This window comes from Sphingomonas sp., from assembly GCF_039594485.1.
Classification (GTDB): Bacteria; Pseudomonadota; Alphaproteobacteria; order Sphingomonadales; family Sphingomonadaceae; genus Sphingomonas.
The window spans coordinates 61417-78989 of record NZ_JBCNNI010000010.1 but is presented as its reverse complement, the minus strand read 5'-3'; the positions used below and the strand labels follow the sequence as shown (position 1 = coordinate 78989).

22 protein-coding genes are annotated in these 17573 nt (G+C 66.5%); 15 read left to right on the top strand and 7 right to left on the bottom strand.

Going from position 1 to position 17573, the window contains the following annotated elements; genetic code table 11:
- Nucleotides 1–105: 105 nt before the first annotated feature.
- Genes ABDV78_RS06725 through ABDV78_RS06715 form a run of 3 tightly spaced genes read right to left on the bottom strand, consistent with a single transcriptional unit; the run spans nt 106 to nt 1825 of the window.
- Nucleotides 106–600, bottom strand: coding sequence for a flagella basal body P-ring formation protein FlgA (locus tag ABDV78_RS06725; RefSeq protein WP_343526582.1), 495 nt, complete (start codon nt 598–600; stop codon nt 106–108).
- Nucleotides 597–1139, bottom strand: coding sequence for a flagellar motor protein MotB (locus ABDV78_RS06720; RefSeq protein ID WP_343526581.1), 543 nt, complete (start codon nt 1137–1139; stop codon nt 597–599). The genes ABDV78_RS06725 and ABDV78_RS06720 overlap by 4 nt, the downstream gene beginning before the upstream one ends.
- Complete coding sequence (locus ABDV78_RS06715; RefSeq protein ID WP_343526580.1) at nt 1136–1825, bottom strand: MotA/TolQ/ExbB proton channel family protein; 690 nt, start codon at nt 1823–1825, stop codon at nt 1136–1138. Before ABDV78_RS06715 ends, ABDV78_RS06720 begins: the two co-directional genes overlap by 4 nt.
- A gap of 250 nt (nt 1826–2075) precedes the next feature.
- Between ABDV78_RS06715 and flgB the strand changes: the two genes are divergently transcribed.
- The 14 genes from flgB to ABDV78_RS06645 all read left to right on the top strand — a co-directional run bounded on the left by flgB (nt 2076) and on the right by ABDV78_RS06645 (nt 13392).
- Complete coding sequence (gene flgB, locus ABDV78_RS06710; protein ID WP_343526579.1) at nt 2076–2426, top strand: flagellar basal body rod protein FlgB; 351 nt, start codon at nt 2076–2078, stop codon at nt 2424–2426.
- A 2-nt stretch (nt 2427–2428) separates the two neighbouring features.
- The gene (gene flgC / locus ABDV78_RS06705) at nt 2429–2839 is read left to right on the top strand and encodes a flagellar basal body rod protein FlgC (RefSeq protein ID WP_343526642.1); all 411 of its coding nucleotides are present in this window, start codon (nt 2429–2431) and stop codon (nt 2837–2839) included.
- Nucleotides 2840–2841: 2 nt separating this feature from the next.
- Nucleotides 2842–3540 (top strand): flagellar hook capping FlgD N-terminal domain-containing protein, encoded by a 699-nt coding sequence (locus tag ABDV78_RS06700; protein WP_343526577.1) that lies wholly within the window; start codon nt 2842–2844, stop codon nt 3538–3540.
- A 27-nt stretch (nt 3541–3567) separates the two neighbouring features.
- Nucleotides 3568–4857, top strand: a complete 1290-nt coding sequence (locus tag ABDV78_RS06695; protein ID WP_343526576.1) for a flagellar hook protein FlgE — start codon at nt 3568–3570, stop codon at nt 4855–4857.
- Between the two features lie 29 nt (nt 4858–4886).
- On the top strand, nt 4887–5642 hold the full coding sequence (gene flgF, locus ABDV78_RS06690) for a flagellar basal body rod protein FlgF (protein ID WP_343526574.1): 756 nt from the start codon (nt 4887–4889) through the stop codon (nt 5640–5642).
- A gap of 13 nt (nt 5643–5655) precedes the next feature.
- A complete protein-coding gene (gene flgG / locus ABDV78_RS06685) occupies nt 5656–6444 on the top strand; it encodes a flagellar basal-body rod protein FlgG (protein ID WP_343526572.1) in 789 nt (262 codons plus the stop codon).
- Nucleotides 6445–6518: 74 nt separating this feature from the next.
- The gene (locus tag ABDV78_RS06680) at nt 6519–7178 is read left to right on the top strand and encodes a flagellar basal body L-ring protein FlgH (RefSeq protein WP_343526641.1); all 660 of its coding nucleotides are present in this window, start codon (nt 6519–6521) and stop codon (nt 7176–7178) included.
- 15 nt (nt 7179–7193) lie between these two features.
- Entirely contained in the window at nt 7194–8288 is a 1095-nt protein-coding gene (locus ABDV78_RS06675; protein WP_343526640.1) for a flagellar basal body P-ring protein FlgI, read from the top strand.
- Complete coding sequence (locus ABDV78_RS06670; protein ID WP_343526571.1) at nt 8285–8605, top strand: rod-binding protein; 321 nt, start codon at nt 8285–8287, stop codon at nt 8603–8605. Before ABDV78_RS06675 ends, ABDV78_RS06670 begins: the two co-directional genes overlap by 4 nt.
- A 15-nt stretch (nt 8606–8620) precedes the next feature.
- Nucleotides 8621–9964, top strand: coding sequence for a flagellar hook-associated protein FlgK (gene flgK / locus ABDV78_RS06665; RefSeq protein ID WP_343526570.1), 1344 nt, complete (start codon nt 8621–8623; stop codon nt 9962–9964).
- 5 nt (nt 9965–9969) lie between these two features.
- Nucleotides 9970–10860 (top strand): flagellar hook-associated protein FlgL, encoded by an 891-nt coding sequence (flgL, locus tag ABDV78_RS06660; RefSeq protein WP_343526639.1) that lies wholly within the window; start codon nt 9970–9972, stop codon nt 10858–10860.
- Nucleotides 10861–10974: 114 nt separating this feature from the next.
- Nucleotides 10975–11838: a flagellar motor stator protein MotA gene (motA, locus tag ABDV78_RS06655; protein WP_343526569.1), complete on the top strand. Its 864-nt coding sequence runs from the start codon at nt 10975–10977 to the stop codon at nt 11836–11838.
- A 3-nt stretch (nt 11839–11841) separates the two neighbouring features.
- Nucleotides 11842–12732, top strand: a complete 891-nt coding sequence (locus ABDV78_RS06650) for a flagellar motor protein MotB (RefSeq protein ID WP_343526568.1) — start codon at nt 11842–11844, stop codon at nt 12730–12732.
- A gap of 243 nt (nt 12733–12975) precedes the next feature.
- Nucleotides 12976–13392: a VOC family protein gene (locus tag ABDV78_RS06645; protein ID WP_343526567.1), complete on the top strand. Its 417-nt coding sequence runs from the start codon at nt 12976–12978 to the stop codon at nt 13390–13392.
- A gap of 230 nt (nt 13393–13622) precedes the next feature.
- On the opposite strand, the gene ABDV78_RS06640 is transcribed toward ABDV78_RS06645, so the two are convergent.
- Complete coding sequence (locus ABDV78_RS06640) at nt 13623–14114, bottom strand: MucR family transcriptional regulator (RefSeq protein ID WP_343526566.1); 492 nt, start codon at nt 14112–14114, stop codon at nt 13623–13625.
- Between the two features lie 60 nt (nt 14115–14174).
- On the opposite strand from ABDV78_RS06640, the gene ABDV78_RS06635 reads away from it, so the two are divergent.
- A complete protein-coding gene (locus tag ABDV78_RS06635) occupies nt 14175–14426 on the top strand; it encodes a hypothetical protein (protein ID WP_343526565.1) in 252 nt (83 codons plus the stop codon).
- A 304-nt stretch (nt 14427–14730) separates the two neighbouring features.
- Here ABDV78_RS06635 and ABDV78_RS06630 read toward each other — a convergent pair whose 3' ends face one another.
- From ABDV78_RS06630 to lptB, 3 genes are all read right to left on the bottom strand, one after another.
- Nucleotides 14731–15138, bottom strand: a complete 408-nt coding sequence (locus ABDV78_RS06630; protein ID WP_343526564.1) for a hypothetical protein — start codon at nt 15136–15138, stop codon at nt 14731–14733.
- 72 nt (nt 15139–15210) lie between these two features.
- A complete protein-coding gene (gene rpoN / locus ABDV78_RS06625) occupies nt 15211–16695 on the bottom strand; it encodes an RNA polymerase factor sigma-54 (RefSeq protein ID WP_343526563.1) in 1485 nt (494 codons plus the stop codon).
- Nucleotides 16696–16773: 78 nt separating this feature from the next.
- A complete protein-coding gene (lptB, locus tag ABDV78_RS06620) occupies nt 16774–17562 on the bottom strand; it encodes an LPS export ABC transporter ATP-binding protein (RefSeq protein WP_343526562.1) in 789 nt (262 codons plus the stop codon).
- Between the last annotated feature and the right edge of the window lie 11 nt (nt 17563–17573).

Sequence of the window (17573 nt, the reverse complement as noted above, 5' to 3'; positions counted from 1 at the left end):
CCGCACCTATCGGTTTCGCTGACATTCCATGAAACGGCCGGGCGGTGAAATCCTTTAGTCGTAAAATCGCGCATGCCGACAAACCTGTCCGATCACTCCGCCCGCTTATTCGGACCAGCCGGGCAGGGTGGCGCGGCCGCTGGCCAGTGCGACGGCCTGGATCGGCTGGCGCGCGGAGTCGATCTTGACGAGGAAATGCGCGCCCGGCGCGGCATCGGCCATGGCGACACCGTCGCGCGTGATCGAGAAGCCGTCCGATCCCGCCTCGATGATCACCGGGTCGCCGCGCCGGATGACGGGCTCCTGCTTGACGGCGGCGATGGTCATGGCCGCCGGCGCAGCGACCGCGCGCGGCGCGGCGAGAACCGGGACGAAGATGCGCCATTGCGGGCTGGAGCAGGTGACCACCACCGCGTCATGCGTGTCGGTCCGCCATGACAGCGCGACCGTCGGGCATTGGGCGAGCTTCAGCCGGGCATCGATCGCCGAGCGGGCGCCGCCCTCCACCCCGATCGGCCGCCCGGTAAAGGCGGCCACGGCGGAATCGAGCGCGGCGACATTCTGAAAGCCGGCGGCGGCCAGCAAGAGGGGCAGGATCATCGGGGCTTCCTTCGGGATTCACCGGAAAAGACGAGGGTGACCAGGGCGTGTCGCCGCCCGGGCGCGGTGGCGGTCGACAGGATCACGCGGTCGGCGGCGGCCGGGCCGATCAGCGCTGCGGCGGCGCGCGCCCGGTCGGCGGCGAGTACGATCGCGCTGCGGCTCACCGGGTCGACATCGGCGGGGCTGCCGTCGGTCGCGCCCGTGATCGACAGGCGAACGCGCGGATCGGCCAGCGCCTCGCGCGCCCAGCGGCCCAGATCGGCATCGGGCGCGACCGGGATCGCCGAGCCGGGGGCGAAGTGCAGGGCGGCGGCGGCCACCGGCATGATCGGCGCAGGGGTGGGGGCCGGGGCCGGCTGCGTCAGGCCCGCCGGACCGAATTCGGCACGCAGGCTGTCGGCCAGGGCGGGGCGGCGATCCTTGCCCATCGCCTGCACCAGCACCAGGAAGCCGATCAGCAGCAACGCCAGATCGGCCAAGGTCACCAGCCAGAGCGGGCGGCTGGGGGTAGGGGCGGGGTAATCAAAGTCGGTCATGCGACGGTCGCCAGCGGGCGGCGCGGCGGCGTGGGGCCGCTGACACCGGTGATCGGGGCCTCCCGCGCGGCGAGCGCGGCAAGCGGCAGTTCGATCCGTGCGCGTTCGAACGCCTCGATCCTGGAGGCGCGGCGCAGGCGCATGGCGATGGGCTGGGCGACCATGTTGGCGAACAGCGCGCCATAAAGCGTCGCGAGCAGCGCAATCGCCATCGCGCCACCGATACGCTGGGGATCGTTCATGGTCGCGAACATCGCCGCCAGCCCGATCAAGGTGCCCACCATGCCCATGGCCGGGGCCGCCTCGGCCGCCCCCGCCCAGATATCGGCGACCGCCATATGGCGCTCGATCCGGGCGAGGCGCGCCTGGCGCATGCGCGAGGTCACCGTCTCGGGCCGCTCGCCATCGACGATCGCGCCGATCGCCTCGGCCAGGTCGGGGTCGGTGATGACCGAGCGGTCGAGCGTCACCACGCCGTGCCGCCGGGCGATCCGGGCCAGATGGGTGATCTGTTCGAGCAGCGGATCGGCCGACCAGGGCGCGCGGCCCAGCACCCGCAGCGCGCGGACGCTGCGCCGGGCATCGCGCCACGGCGTGCGAAGCAGGGTCGCGACCAGCGTGCCGCCGAGCACGATGGCGAAAGCGGCGGGGTCCAGGAAGTGGGAAAGAGGCGGCAATCCGTTCATGCGCCCGTGCTTTGCAAGCGGCGGGCCAGTTTCATGCCTTGCCTGTCGCCGCGGGCTCGCCCCTGCCGTCCCCGCCAGCGCCTTGCCGCCGCTTTGCCGCCAACCGGCAAGGTGGCGGCAAGGCATTGCCGGATGCGGGGTGCCGTCGATGGCCTTCCGGGCCTCTCCCCTTCGCGGGCGTCAAATTGGCACGGCTGTTGCGTAACCTTCGCCTGCGCCGCGAGGGTGCACCGGAAAGGAGGTTTTGACGATGGCCAATGAGACACTGTTCGGCGTGCACGGCGCCGCTCTTGAGGTTCGGGCGCAGCGGATGGGTGTGCTGGCTTCCAACATCGCCAATGCCTCCACCCCGGGCTTCAAGGCGCGCGACATCGATTTCAAGGCGGCGCTCGCCGCGGTCGAGGGCGGCCAGGCGGACAGCCAGGGGATTGGCGGGGCGACGAAATATCGCGTGCCGATCCAGACGTCGCTCGATGGCAATACGGTCGAACTCAACCAGGAGCAGACCGCCTTTGCCGAGAACGCGGTCCAGTATCAGACGACCTTGTCGTTCCTGAACGGTCGCATCGCCACCATCACCCGCGCGCTGAAGGGCGAATGACCATGGGCGAGGCTCCTCTTTCGATCTTCCAGGTTTCGGGGCGCGCCATGTCGGCGCAGCTGATCCGCATGAACACCACCGCGTCGAACCTGGCCAATGCCGGGGACGTCACCGGCTCGGCCGACACCGCATACCGCACGCTCAAGCCGGTGTTCCGCACCAGCTTCGATGCCGCGACCGGCCTGTCGACGGTCGATGTCGAGCGGATCGTGACGGCGGGCGAAGGGCCGACCAAGCGGCACGATCCGAACAACCCCTTGGCCGACAAGGACGGCAATATCTACGAGGCCGCCGTCGACGAGACCCGCGAGCTGGTCGACATGATGGAGACGGCCCGCACCTATCAGAACAATGTCGAGGTGATGCAGACCGCCAAGTCGCTGATCCTCGATACCCTCAAGCTGGGCCGCTGATCATGACCACTTCCACCACCCTGGATTCGACTCTCGACTCGCTCGGCGTACGTCGGTCTGGCGCGGCCAGCGGCTCCACCGCGACGACCACGACGAAGAAGTCGGACACGCTCGACCAGTCCGCCTTCCTCAAACTGATGACCGCGCAGTTGCAGAACCAGGATCCGTTCTCGCCGATGGACAACACCCAGATGGTGGCCCAGATGGCGCAGTTCTCCAGCGTGGCGGGCATCTCCGAGATGAACACCACCCTGACGGCGATGGCCGCCAAGATGAGCGGCACGACCAGGGCCGACGCGATGAGCTATGTCGGCAAGACGGTGCTGACCGCCGGATCGGTCGCCTATGGCCGGACCAGCGGCGGCATTGCGGGCGCGGTCGAGCTGGACAGCGCGGCGTCGAACGTCTCGGTCACGATCGCGGACGCGCAGGGCAATCCGCTGAAGACGCTGTCGCTGGGCGCGCAGAAGGCGGGCACCGCCAGCTTCGACTGGAACGGCAAGACCGACAGCGGCCAGGACGCGGGCAGCGGCCCCTTCACCGTCACGCTCAACGCCAATGACGGCGTCTCGGCCGTGTCGGGCCGCCCGCTGGTCTGGGCGCCGGTCCAGTCGGTGTCGATGCCGAGCAGCGGGGATCCCGTCCTGACCGTCGCCGGCCTCGGCCAGATCAACATCTCCGCCGTCCGCTCGGTCGGCTGATCCCCTTTCCATAGAGGAAAATCGCCCATGTCCTTCTATACCTCGCTGAGCGGCCTCCAGGCTTCGCAGACCGATCTGGCCGTCATCTCGCACAATGTCGCCAATGTCGCGACCAACGGCTTCAAGAAGAGCGACGCGCAGTTCACCGACGTCATGGCCGCCAGCTTCGCGACCGATCCCACCAAGCAGGTCGGCTCGGGCGTGATGGTCAAGGCCAATCGCCAGCAGTTCAAGGAAGGCAATTACAACACCACCGCCAACGCGCTGGACCTCGCGATCCAGGGCGACGGCTTCTTCGCGGTGCAGTCCCCCGGCAAGGGGCCGCTGCAATATACCCGCAACGGTGCCTTCCAGGTCGACCAGCAGAATTATGTGACCGACGTCAATGGCGGTCGGCTGCAGGTGATCCCGGTGGACGTCGACGGCAACCCCACAGCGACCGGACTGGACGGGCTGACCAGCCTGCAGCTTCCCGCGACCAGCGGCCAGCCCGTCGCCACCAAGAAGGTGTCGATGGACCTCAATCTGTCCTCCACGACGGTCGCGCCCACCATCGCGTTCAACCGGTCGAACATGGGCAGCTACAACAACACGACGCAGACCAAGATCTACGACACGTCGGGCAACGCCATGACCCTGACCAACTATTATGTCCGCAAGCCGCTGGAGAAGGACGCGCAGGGCAACGACATCCCGACGGCCGACGGCAGCAGCGCCTGGCTGGTCTATAGCTTCGTCGACGACCAGCAGCTCACCACCAATGGCGGGTCCACCAATCCCGTCCAGCTGACCTTCGACGCGAACGGCAACATGACCGCCCCGACCAAGGCGGTGGCGTTCGACTCCTTCACCCCGCACACCTCGACGACGGCGCAGCCGCTGTCGATCGACTATACCGGCACGTCGCAGGCGGGGTCGATCTTCTCGGTCGCGTCGCGCACCCAGGACGGCAAGGCGATCGGCACCCTGTCGGGCCTGTCGGTGGGCAATGACGGCCTGATCACCGCCTCCTTCTCGAATGGCGAGACGGCCAAGCTGGGCAAGGTCGCGCTGGCCGATTTCGTCAACATGCCGGGCCTGCGCCAGCAAGGCGACAGCTATTGGCAGGCGACCGGCCTGTCGGGCAATCCGGTGATCGGCACCGCCAATCAGGGCTCGTACGGGGCGATCCGGTCGAGCACGCTGGAAGGCTCCAACGTCGACATCACCGAGGAACTGGTCAGCCTGATCTCGGCGCAGCGCAATTTCCAGGCGAATGCCAAGGCGCTCGATACCGCCAACCAGATCTCGCAGGCCATCTTCAACATCCGCAGCTAAGCGAAGGCGGGGGCTAACAGGGGACAGCGATGGACAAGCTGGTCTATACGGCGGCGACGGGCCTGCGCGCACACATGGCGGCGCAGACCGCGATCGCCAACAACATGGCCAATGCCTCGACGATCGGATTCCGTTCGGACCGGGTCGTGTTCGACCGTATCGACCTGAAGGGCGGCGGCGCGGCCTTCGAGGCGCGGATGCCCAGTGCCGAGGAAGTGACCGACGCCGACCGCGCACCGGGCACCGTGCAGCAGACGGGCAACCCGCTGGACGTCGCGATCGCGACCGGCACCGCCTGGCTGGCGGTGCAGGCGCCCGACGGGTCGGAGGCCTATACGCGTCGCGGCGACCTGGAGGTGACGGCCTCGGGCGTGCTCCAGACCGGCGACGGCTTTCCGGTGGTCGGCCAGACCGGCCCGATCACGGTCCCGCCCTATAATTCGCTGACCGTGGCGCCCGACGGTACGGTGTCGATCGTGCCGCTGGGCTCCGGCTCCGACACGCAGCCGCAGGTGATCGACCGTATCAAGCTGGCCGACACGCGCGGGTCGCAGACGGTCAAGGGGCTGGACAATCTGCTGCGCGTGAAGGGCGGGGGCGCCTTGCCGCAGGACATGGACGCCACCGTCCAGGCGGGTGCGCTGGAAGGCTCCAACGTCAACATGACGCAGACGCTGGTCGACATGATCGAGAACCAGCGCAGTTACGAGGTTCAGGCCAACCTGATGAAAGAGGCCAAGTCGATGGACGAGAACAGCGCATCGCTGATGCGGCTGCCGAGCTGAGGATTAGAGAGACATGTCTTCCGCCGCCATGCACGTCGCGCGCACCGGGCTCGATGCCCAGGATATGCGCATGCGGGTCATCTCGAACAATCTGGCCAACGTGAACACCACGGGGTTCAAGCGCGATCGCGCCGCGTTCGAGACCCTGGCCTATCAGGTCGTCACCGCGCCGGGCGCGGCCAGCTCGACCGAGAGCAAATATGCGACCGGCCTGAACCTGGGCACCGGCGTCCGCGTCCAGGGCACCGCGCGCATCAACACCCAGGGCGCGATGCAGACCACCAACAACAGCCTCGACCTCGCGCTCGATGGCGATGGCTATTTCCAGGTGCAGATGCCGGGCGGCACGCTGGGCTATACCCGCGCGGGCAATTTCTCGCGCTCGGCGGAGGGCCTGCTGGTCACGTCGGAAGGCTATCAGGTGATGCCGGGCATCACCGTGCCGGAGGGGACGACCCAGATCACCATCGGCACCGACGGCACCGTCTCGGCGACCTTGCCGGGCCAGACCGCCCCGGCCGAGATCGGCCAGATCCAGATCGCGAGCTTCCCCAACCCGGCGGGCCTTCAGTCCAAGGGCGACAACTACCTGACCGAGACCGCCGCCTCGGGCGTGGCGAACATGGGCGTCGCGGGGCTCGAAGGGCGCGGCCAGATCCGCCAGGGCATGCTGGAGGGCTCGAACGTCAATGTCGTCGAGGAACTGGTCGACATGATCGAGACGCAGCGTGCCTATGAGGTCAACTCGAAGATGATCAAGTCGACCGACGAGATGCTCCAGTACGCGAACCAGAATCTGTGACCATGGCGAGCCGCATCCCCCTTCCGCGCGTCGAATATGCGATCGAGCTGGCGCTGGCCGCGGCGGCCGGTGCGATGGTCGCCGCCGCGATGCTTCCGGCCCCGGCCCAGGCGAGCCTCTTCGGCAGGAAGAAGCCGGTCGAGGACTTCACCACCGTTCGTCCCATGGCCACGCCGATGGCGCCGCCCGCGCAGCCGACCGGAGGGATCTTCCAGGCGTCGGACGGCTATGCCGCGCTCTACGAAGGCTGGCGCGCGCGCCGCGTCGGCGACCCGCTGACCATCGTGCTGGTCGAGCGGACGGCGGCGTCCAAGTCCGCCGGGTCCAAGCTTGGCTCGTCGGGCGATCTGGGCCTGGCCCCGCCCACCACCGGGCCGCTGGGATCGCTGCTGAAGTCGACCGACATCGGCATGAGCGGCAGCCGCAACTTCACCGGATCGGGCGCCGCCGACCAGTCCAATTCGCTGTCGGGCGAGATCAGCGTGACCGTGGCGCAGGTGTTCCCCAACGGCACCATGCTGGTCCAGGGACAGAAGCGCGTGACGCTGAACCGCGGCGACGAATTCATCCAGATCAAGGGCCTGGTCCGCATGGCGGATGTCGGCATCGACAACCGGGTCGCGTCGACCCGCGTCGCCGATGCGCAGATCGCCTATACCGGCAAGGGGGACGTCGCCCGCGCCAGCCGTCAGGGTTGGCTGAGCCGCTTCTTCCAGGCCGTCAGCCCGTTCTGAGGCAGGAGACCGATGATGTTCCGCTTCCTCGCCATCCTTCTCGCCGGCCTTTGCATCGCGGGTCCGGCCTCGGCCGACCGGATCAAGGATCTGGGCGGGTTCCAGGGTATCCGCACCAACCAGTTGACCGGCTATGGCGTCGTCGTCGGTCTGCCGGGCACGGGCGACGACAATCTGGAATATACCGTCCAGTCGCTGAAGGCCGTCGTCTCGCGCTTCGGGTTGCAGCTTCCGCCCAATGCCAATCCGGGCATGAAGAATGCCGCGGTGGTGATGGTCACGGCCGAACTGCCGCCCTTCGCCAAGCCGGGGCAGAAGCTGGACATCACCGTCTCCTCGATGGGCAAGGCCAAGTCGCTTCGCGGCGGCAGCCTGATCCTCACCCCGCTTCAGGGTGCCGATGGCCAGATCTATGCGATGGCGCAGGGCAATCTGGCGGTTGGCGGCCTGGGCGCGGAGGGCGCGGACGGATCGAAGATCGTCGTCAACGTCCCCTCCACCGGCCGCATCCCGGAGGGGGCGACGGTCGAGCGGGCGGTCGCCACCGGCTTCGACACCGCGCCGACCCTGACCTTCAACCTGGCCCGCGCCGACTTCACCACCGCGCAGAATGTCGCGCAGGCGATCAACGCCCGGCTGGGGATGGGCAGTGCGCAGGCGATGGATGCCGTGTCGGTCGCGGTCCGCGCGCCGATGGGCGCCGATGTCCGTGCGACCCTGATGTCCGAGATCGAGAATCTGAACGTGGCCTCGGCCGAACCGCCTGCCAGGGTGATCGTCAATGCCCGCACCGGCACCGTCGTCATCAACTCGGCGGTCCGGGTCGGTCCCGCCGCGGTCACCCATGGCAAGCTGACCGTCAAGATCGACGAGAATCAGCGCGTCAGCCAGCCCGGTCCGTTCAGCGGCGGCCAGACCGCGATCACCCAGAAGTCGGGCGTGTCGGTCGAGGAGGAGCGCCGTCCGATGTTCGTCCTGGCCCCGGGCCCCAAGCTGGCCGATATCGTCAAGGCGGTGAACGCGATCGGCGCGGCCCCGTCCGACCTGGTCGCCATCCTCGAAGCGCTGAAGGAAGCCGGAGCCCTCAAGGCGGAGTTGATCGTCCTGTGACACAGAGCATCGCATCCACCCCCGCCGCCGCGCCGATCACCGGATCGGTTTCCACCGATACCAAGCGGCTGGCGAGCGGCGCCAATCTGGACAAGGCGGGCACCCAGTTCGAGGCGATCTTCAACGGCATGATGCTGAAGGCGATGCGCCAGACCAAGCTGGGCGACACGCTGTTCGAGTCCAAGGCGCTCGACACGTTCCGCGACATGCAGGACCAGCAGGTGGCGCAGACCATGGCGGAACATGCGCCGATGGGTATCGGCAAGGCGGTCACGGCGTTTCTCGCCAAATCGAAACCCGATCTTAACCACGCATAACCTATTCCGAATCGCATGAGCGACCTGCTCTCCATCGGCGCTTCGGGCGTGCGGGCGTATCAGACCGCATTGACGGCGGTTGGCGAAAACATCGCCAACACCGGCACGGACGGCTATTCGCGTCGCTCCGTCGATGTTCGCGAGGTGACATCCCCGGGCGGGGTCACCGCCAGCCGCCTGACGGCGGGCGGTGGCGTCATCGTGACGGGCATCGCCCGCGCCACGGACAGCTATGCGACGGCGAGCGTGCGGACCGCGACCTCGGACCTGCAGCGGACCGAGGCGGCCGCGGTCTGGCTCAATCGTATCCAGGACGTGATGACCGGGGACCAGGTGTCCGACCGGCTGACCAGCTTCTTCACGGCCTCGCGCGCGCTGGCGGCGGACACGACCTCCAGCGCGCTGCGCACCACCATGCTCGAATCCGCCAAGTCGGTGGCCCAGGCCTTCACCGCGACGGACAGGGCGTTCGACGCGATGGAGAGCGATTTCGACGGCAAGGCCCGCGACGCCGCGCAGGGATTGTCCTCGCTGGCGACGTCGCTGGCCAAGGTCAATGACGGCATGACCCGCACCCAGGCGGGCAGCTCCGCCGCGGCCCAGCTCGCAGACCAGCGCGACCAGATCCTGTCGCAGATGAGCGCGCTGGCCGACATCAACGTCACCACCGACGAACTGGGCCGCGCGACCGTGCGGATGGGCGATCGCTCCGGGCCTGTCCTTGCGTCCCCGGATACGGTCGCGGCGGTCAATTATCAGCGCCAGACCGGCGGCGGGATCAGCTTCACCATCATGTCGCAGGGCCAGTCCTCCGAAATCGTGCCCAGCGGGGGCACGATCGGCGGGATGATCGACGGGGCCGAGCGGATCGCCACGATGCGCGACAGTTTCACCCAGGTCGCCAAGGACTTCACCGATACGGTCAACACGATCCAGGGTCAGGGCCAGGACCTGAACGGCGCCACCGGCCAGCCGCTCTTCACCCTGACCGCGGGGACCGCGTCGATGACCGTCGCGCTGACCGATGCTTCGAAGATCGCGGCGGCGACGAACGGGCAGGGCGCGCGCAACGCGGACAATCTTTCGGCGATCGAAGCGTCGCGCACCAGCGGCCAGTTTGAGAACCGCGTCACCCAGATCATCACGCAGAACGCGGCCGCGCTGAAACAGCGCCAGACGGTGGCGGACGCGCAGACCGCGATACGCGAAGGTGCCGTGGCCGCGCTGAGCGGGTCGACCGGCGTCACGCTGGACAATGAGGCGGTGTCGCTGATGCGCTTTCAGCAGGCCTATTCCGCGTCGAGCCGCGTCGTCCAGATCGCGCGCGAAACCCTTCAAACCATATTGGATATTCGGTGACGGCGATGCAGATTTCGACCTCCACCCTGTATGACAGCGCCACGCGGCGCATGGCGGCCCTGCAGAGCAAGGCCAACGACCTGATGACGCAGAACGCGACCGGCAAGCGGCTGACCAGGCCGTCCGACGATGCCGCCGCCTCCGCGCAGATCGCGCAGCTCGATCGTGCCGACGCGGATGCCGATGCCTATAAAAGCAATTTGTCGCTCGCCAGATCGGTGTTGCAACAGGTCGATACGACGCTGGGATCGATCAGCAGCCAGTTGACCAACGCCATCGAACTGGCGACCAAGGCGGCCAACGGCACGCTCAACGACTATGACCGGTCGGTGATCGGCGACCAGTTGAGCGCGATCCGCGATCAGCTCGTGACGCTCGGCAATACCCGCGACCTGCGGGGCCAGCCGCTGTTCGGCACGAACGACGGCACCAACGCGGTCCAGTTGTCGGGCAGCACGGTCAGCTATGCCGATTCCACGGTGTCGGCCGTGCCGATCGATCGCGACCAGTCGGTCGAGGTCACGGTGGGCGCCAAACAGGTCTTTCAGTCGGGCAGCACCGACGCTTTCGCGGTGCTGGGCGATCTCATCACGGCGCTGAAGACATCGGGTTCGTCGAACGACACGGTACGCAATTCGATCGACAAGCTGAAGGCCGCGAACGACAATGTCGGCTCGGTCCAGGCGTCGATCGGCGCGCGCGAGACGCGGGTGTCGTTGCAGGAGACGTTGATGGGGACGGCCAGCACGGACCGGGCCACCATGCGCTCCAATGTCGAGGATGCCGACATCACCACCAATATCGCCCAGTTGCAGCAGACGATGACCGTGCTGCAGGCGACGCAGGCCAGCTTCACCAAGCTGTCGGGCCTGTCGCTGTTCGACTATCTGAAATAATCGTCACGCGCCCCCGCATCCTTTCCCCGCGCGGTAACCCTATGGTGACGAAGTCACTGTAATCCAGACACCTGCCGGCCCTTGCGCCGCTCCCTGCTGGAGAATCGGTTCACCATGTTTCCTGCCATCGGCCTTGTCATCCTGCTCGGCATGGTCTTCGGGGGCTTCGCCATCACTGGCGGTGCGCTGGGGCCCGTGTTCGAGGCGATTCCCCATGAAATGCTCATCATCGGCGGCGCGGCCGTCGGCGCGCTGATCATCGGCAACAGCGGGGCCGAGCTGAAGGCGCTGGGCGGCGCGATGGGCAAGATCTTCAAGGGGCCGAAATACAAGAAGCAGGATTATCTCGACGTCATCTTCCTCGTGTCGAAGCTGATGAAGATGCTGCGTACCGAAGGCCCGATCGCGCTGGAGCCGCATGTCGAGGACCCCAAGTCCTCCTCGGTCTTCGCCGAATATCCCCGCCTGCTCGCCGACCATACGCTGGTCAATCTGATCGCCGACACGCTGCGCCTGGTCGTCGTGTCGTCGGGCACGCTGGACGTGCATGCGGTCGAGGAGGTGATGGACAACGCCATCAAGACCCATCACCATGAAGTGGAGGGGCCGCAGGGCACGCTTCAGAGCCTGGCCGACTCGCTGCCCGCGCTCGGCATCGTCGCGGCGGTGCTGGGTATCGTGAAGACCATGGGTTCGATCGACAAGCCGCCGAGCGTGCTGGGCGGCATGATCGGATCGGCGCTGGTCGGCACCTTCATGGGCGTGCTGCTCGCTTATGGTATCGTGAATCCGTTCGCGGGCCGCCTGAAGCAGGTGATCGACGCCGATGCCGCCATCTATCACGTGGTCAAGCAGATCATCATCGCCTCGCTTCACGGCCATCCGCAGCCGCTGGTCATCGAAGCCGCGCGCTCGGGGATCAAGCACAAGGACCAGCCCGGTTTCGCCGAGGTGTTTGACGGCCTGCGGGGACGCTAAGCGATGGCGCGCGCACCGCACGGGAAGAACGAACCGCCTAAGATCGTCATCGTCAAGAAGATCATCGCCGATGGTCATGGCGGTCATCATGGCGGCGCGTGGAAGGTCGCCTATGCCGACTTCGTGACCGCGATGATGGCGTTCTTCCTGCTGCTCTGGCTGCTGGGCGCGACCACCGAGAAGCAGCGCAAGGGCATCGCCGACTATTTCGCGCCGACCCTGCTCGATACCCGGTCGCAGGGCGTCGGCGGCGGCGTGCTGAACGGTGGCCCCGGTGCGGGCGAGAAGCAGAGCGGCAGCAACGGCCTCATCCAACTCATCGTGCCCAAGGTGGCGGGCGATGGCGGCGAAAGGGCGGGGACCGGCGACAAGGGCTCGCTGCGCAATCCCAATACCATGGCGTTGGACCGCAAGCGCTTTGCCGAGTTGCAAAGGGCGGTGCAGAAGAAGATGGAGTCGACGCCCGAGCTGAAGAAGCTGGCCCGGCATGTCCGCTTCATCCCGACCCAGGACGGCCTGCGCATCGACCTGGTCGACAACGCCGATTATTCGATGTTCGCCAGCGGCACGACGCAGTTGGAGCCGGAAGCCTCGGCGCTGATCGGCACCATCGCCCAGTCGGTCGCGGGACTGCCCAATACGATCATGATCCGTGGCCATACCGACAGCGTGCCCTATGGCGATCCGCGCGCGATGAACAACTGGATGCTGTCGTCCAGCCGCGCCGAGACGACCCGCCGCCGCCTGGCGGCCGGTGGCCTGCCCGAGTCGCGGTTCGAGCGGATCGAGGGCGTCGCCGATCGCGAGCCGATGATCACCGACAATCCGTCGGACCCTCGCAACCGTCGGGTCGCGATCACCTTGCTCTATCGCAAGGGCAGCTTCGGGCAGTGAGCGCCCCAGGCATCGCTTGACGTCGCCCCCGTCGCGGCGGCAATGTTCGTGCGCCTAAAAAGACAGCGATGCAGGTATGGTGACAACCTGCGGTCTCTGCGGAGACAGTCACGCTTGAGCGGGTGATCCCGCTCTTGGCCCTGGCCGGACACGACATGGAGGTTGCTCCATGCCCGTGGTCGGTCATGGCCGCCAAAGGCTCTGGTCGATCCGTGTCCGTTTCTCGAACGGAAGGGACCGAGCATGAAGCTGGACCACATCAATCTCTACAGCCACGATACCGAAGCCGATCGGGTGATGTTCGAGCGCTATTTCGGACTGCGTACCCTGGTCGTGCGCGGGCGGATGATGGCGATCATGCAGGACGATGACGGACTCGTCCTGATCCTCAACCATTTCACGCCCAAGCTGGACGGTTTTGACTATCCGGCGAGTTTCGACATCCTGCATGTCGGCTTCATCCGGGATTCCCGCGAGGCGGTGGATATCCTCCATGCCCGCCTGAGCGGGGACGGGTGGGACGTCCGTGCGCCGCAGGAGATGCATGGCGCCTGGTCCTTCTACATGCGGGCCAAGGGCGGCTATTTCATCGAGGTCACGACATCGACCCCGATCCGTCCCGGAGAGGCGTGGCAGGGCAATCCCCGATCATCGCGGTGATGCGCGGCGGCATCGTCCGTCGACCATGACATCCATCGCCATGCGACAGACGCCCTCGGAAAACGGGTCTCCGCGCGAAGGGCTGTCGGCGCTGGCGGTTTCGTCCGGGCATTCGACTTGCGTCGATCGGCGGCTCCGCGACGAAAAAAAAGACCCGCCCGACCATCCACGCTCCGGGAGATGAGCGGGCGGTCGGACGGGTCTTTCGCGATCAGGGGATCGCGCCGATCTTATTCGGCGTCGGTCGCCTCGGCCTTGCGCGACTTGCGGGGCGCAGGCGCGGCGGTGCCGTTACGCGGGCCGGGCTTGCGGCCCAGGCCGATCTTCTTGGCCATCGCACGGCGGCTCTCCGAATAGCTTTCGGCAACCATCGGATAATCGGGCTTCAGGCCATAGCGCTCGCGATACTCTTCGGGGGTCAGCCCATGGGTCGCGAGGTGGCGGCGCAGCGTCTTGTACGGCTTGCCGTCGATCATCGAAACGATGTGATCCTTCGACGCCAACGACTTGCGGACCGAAACGGCCGGAACATACTCGGTCGGTGCTTCGACATCGGCGGTCTGCGGCGCCGAACCCAGAAGCGAAGACACGGTTTCGTGCATCTTGTTGAGGAAAGCCGGAACCTCTTCCGACGAGGTGCGGGTATTGGGATTACCCAACCACGCGATGGTCAATTCGGTCGCCAGTTCTACGGCATTCACATCGATAGGGTCGTCGGCCATGATACGCTCCTGTTATTTGTGGCTTGACCTAACCGTCAATCGCACGACGTCAACCTTTAGATGCAGGATTTGATCGAAATATATCTCTTTTCGGAGTTGTTCGGGATCACTTTGCACGAAGATCACCACAGCGACCGGATATTCAGCGTGGTAACAATAGCCATCTTGGCCGCCGCGACGGCAAAATATCCGTGTGAACAAACATACATGAAGCCATTGCAAATTTCAGATGACGTCGATGTCACGATCGGAGCGGCCCGTGATGGGCGTCGCCGGGGCACGATTGCAATAATTGCAACAAAAATTGTTTAGCTTGCAATTGTGTTAATCGTGAGCGTGCGGCAGAGGGAAAGGGCCTTTCAGGCATCCTCTCCTAAAAACTTTCACGGCTGGTCTCACGACCAGCCTTTTTTTTGGGCTTTGCATATCGCGCGGCTCGGCCTAGGCTGCTGCCGTCGTCGCGCTTCAAATAAAAGATAAGCAGGAGTGGAAGCCGCCGGAAAGACCGGCATCGCGCGCCGGTGCCGGGGGTAGAGCGGCCTTGAGTTGCTCCCCCCGTTTTGCACCAACGCCTCTGGTCCGAATCGCCAACATGACGAGTCGCGCCGATCCGGGGTCACGCCTTGTCGGTCGGGGCCTTGCGATGGATGAAATGGTCCAGCGCCGACAGGGCCAGACCGGCCAGACCGGCAACGTCCGGGAGGTCACGCGATGCACCAGAGGTCGCGGCGGCCGAGGATGTCGCACCCGGCGAGGTCGGCTGGGATTCGACCGGCGCCACGGAATCCTCCTCGTTGCCGGGCTGGTGCGGCTCGCTTTCACCGGAAGCGGGTCGGGCGGCATCCCGCGCCAGCGCGGACGCGGCGACGACCAGCCCGGCGGCGATCACCTGTCGCCCCAGCGGACTGCGCGCCTGATCCAGCAGGGTCTGGCCGATCCGGTGGAGCGGCGAGGCCATGGCTGGCCCGGCATTGTCGGCCTTCGCCGCCTTTTTCTGCTTTTTCTTGTGCTTCTTCTTGCCCATCGCTCTCAGGCTCCTGTGCCAGTGTATCTGAAATATAATACACCTTGGAAGCCGGACAAGACGGCCGGCGGTTCAGCCGTTCAGCGTCCGGGCGCGGCGGCGCTGCACCGAGCTGCCGATCCCCATCGACTCGCGATACTTGGCGACCGTCCGTCGGGCGATGTCGAAACCCTTGGCCTGCAGCAGATCGACCAGCGTGTCGTCGGACAGGATCTTGGCACCCTCATTGGCGATCAGGGCCCGAATGGCGCTCTTCACGGCCTCGGCCGACACCGCGTCGCCGCCATCCGCCGCCGCGATGCCGCTGGTGAAGAAATATTTCAGCTCGAAAAGGCCGCGCGCGCAGCTCAGATATTTGTTGCTGGTCACGCGGCTGACCGTCGATTCGTGCATTTCGATCGCCTCGGCCACGCGCGCCAGCGTCAGGGGGCGGAGATGCGCGACCCCGTGGAGGAAAAAGGCTTCCTGCTGCTTCACGATCTCGGTCGCGACCCGGATGATCGTCCGCTGCCGCTGATCGAGCGCCTTCATCAGCCAGTTGGCGCTGGCCAGACAGTCGGCCAGCCACGCCTTGGACCCCTTGTCCTGCGGCCCCTGGCGCAGTTCCTGATAATAGCGCCGGTTGACCAGCACCCGGGGCAGGGTCGCGGTGTTCAGCTCGATGCCCCAGCCATTCCGTGTCCGCGTGATGAACAGGTCGGGCACCACCGCCTGGCAGGGTTCGCCGCCATAGCGACAGCCGGGTTTGGGATCATAGCTGCGCAGTTCGCGGATCATGTCCGCCATATCCTCGTCATCGACGCCGCACAGCCGCTTCAGCCGGGCCAGGTCGCCGCGCGCGAGCAGGTCCAGATTGGCGATCAGCCGCGCCATGCACGGATCATAGCGATCCGCCTCGCGCGCCTGGAGGGCCAGGCACTCGGCCAGGTCGCGCGCGCCCACGCCGGTCGGATCCAGTCCCTGCACCACCGACAGCACCGCTTCGACTCGGAACAGGGACACGCCCAGACGATCGGCGATGTCGGACAGCGGCACGGTCAGATACCCCGCCTCGTCGAGTTGATCGATGATATGCGCCGCGATGGTCCGGTCGAGCCCCGACAGGATCAGCGCGACCTGCGCATCCAGATGCTCGGCGAGATTGGGCGCGGCGTCGGGCAGGGCGTCCCAGTCCGGGCCGTCTTCGCCGCCCGACCCGCTCCCCGAGACGCCGCCGTTCAGCGACAGGCCGCCATCGGGGCCGGTGCCGCCATCGGCCACGCTGTCCTGCTGATGGCTTTCGGTCGCATAATCGAGGTCGAGTCCGCGATCCTCGGCTGGGGCGGTGCCCGTCACCAGTTCGTCGGCCCCGGCTGGGGCCTCGCGCTCGGGGCGCTCCGGGGTCGCCACCTCGCGCATGGCGGTCGCGTCGAGGAGCGGATTCTTCTCCACCTCCTCGGCGATGAAGGCCTCGATCTCCAGGTTGGACAGCGTCAGCAGCTTGATCGCCTGCTGGAGCTGGGGCGTCATCACCAGCGATTGCGACTGGCGGATGTCGAGGCGCGGGGCGAGGCTCACGCCGCGTTTCCCACGCCCGGGAGAGGGGCCGCGCCGGTCAAGCCATCAGGTGCGGGTCGACGGGCGGTCCTCATGCGCTCAGAGCGAAAAGCCCTCGCCCAGATAGAGGCGTCGGACATTGGCATCGGCGACCAGCTCCTCCGGCGATCCGGTGAACAGCACCCGGCCATCATAGATGATGTAGGCGCGGTCGACGATGTCCAGCGTCTCGCGGACATTATGGTCGGTGATGAGCACGCCGATGTCGCGCCGTTTCAGATCCTTCACCAGATCGCGGATGTCGGCGATCGAGATGGGGTCGATGCCCGCGAACGGCTCGTCGAGCAGCATGATCGAGGGATCGGCGGCCAGCGCCCGGGCGATCTCGGCGCGGCGACGCTCGCCGCCCGACAGCGCCATGGCGGGCGCGGCGCGCAGCCGGGTCAGGCCGAACTCCTCGAGCAGCTTGTCCAGCTTGCGCGCGCGCTCGGCCGGATCGGGTTCGGCCAGTTCCAGCACGGTCAGGATGTTCTTCTCGATCGACAGCCCGCGAAAGATCGAGGTTTCCTGCGGCAGATAGCCGAGGCCCAGGATCGCGCGGCGATACATGGGAAGCCCCGTGATATCCTCGCCATCGAGCATGATGCGACCCGAATCGGGCTTCACCAGGCCCATGACCGAATAGAAGCAGGTCGTCTTGCCCGCACCGTTCGGGCCGAGCAGGCCAATCACCTCGCCGCGCCCGACCGATACCGACACGTCGGTCAGGACGGTGCGCTTGTCATAGCTCTTGGCGATCGAGACGACCTGAAGGCCATTGGCGACCGGGGGCTCCTCGATCGGACTGGTGCGGTCGCTCGCTTCGCGAATCGGGGTTTCCATGTCCATCGGCCAGTCTC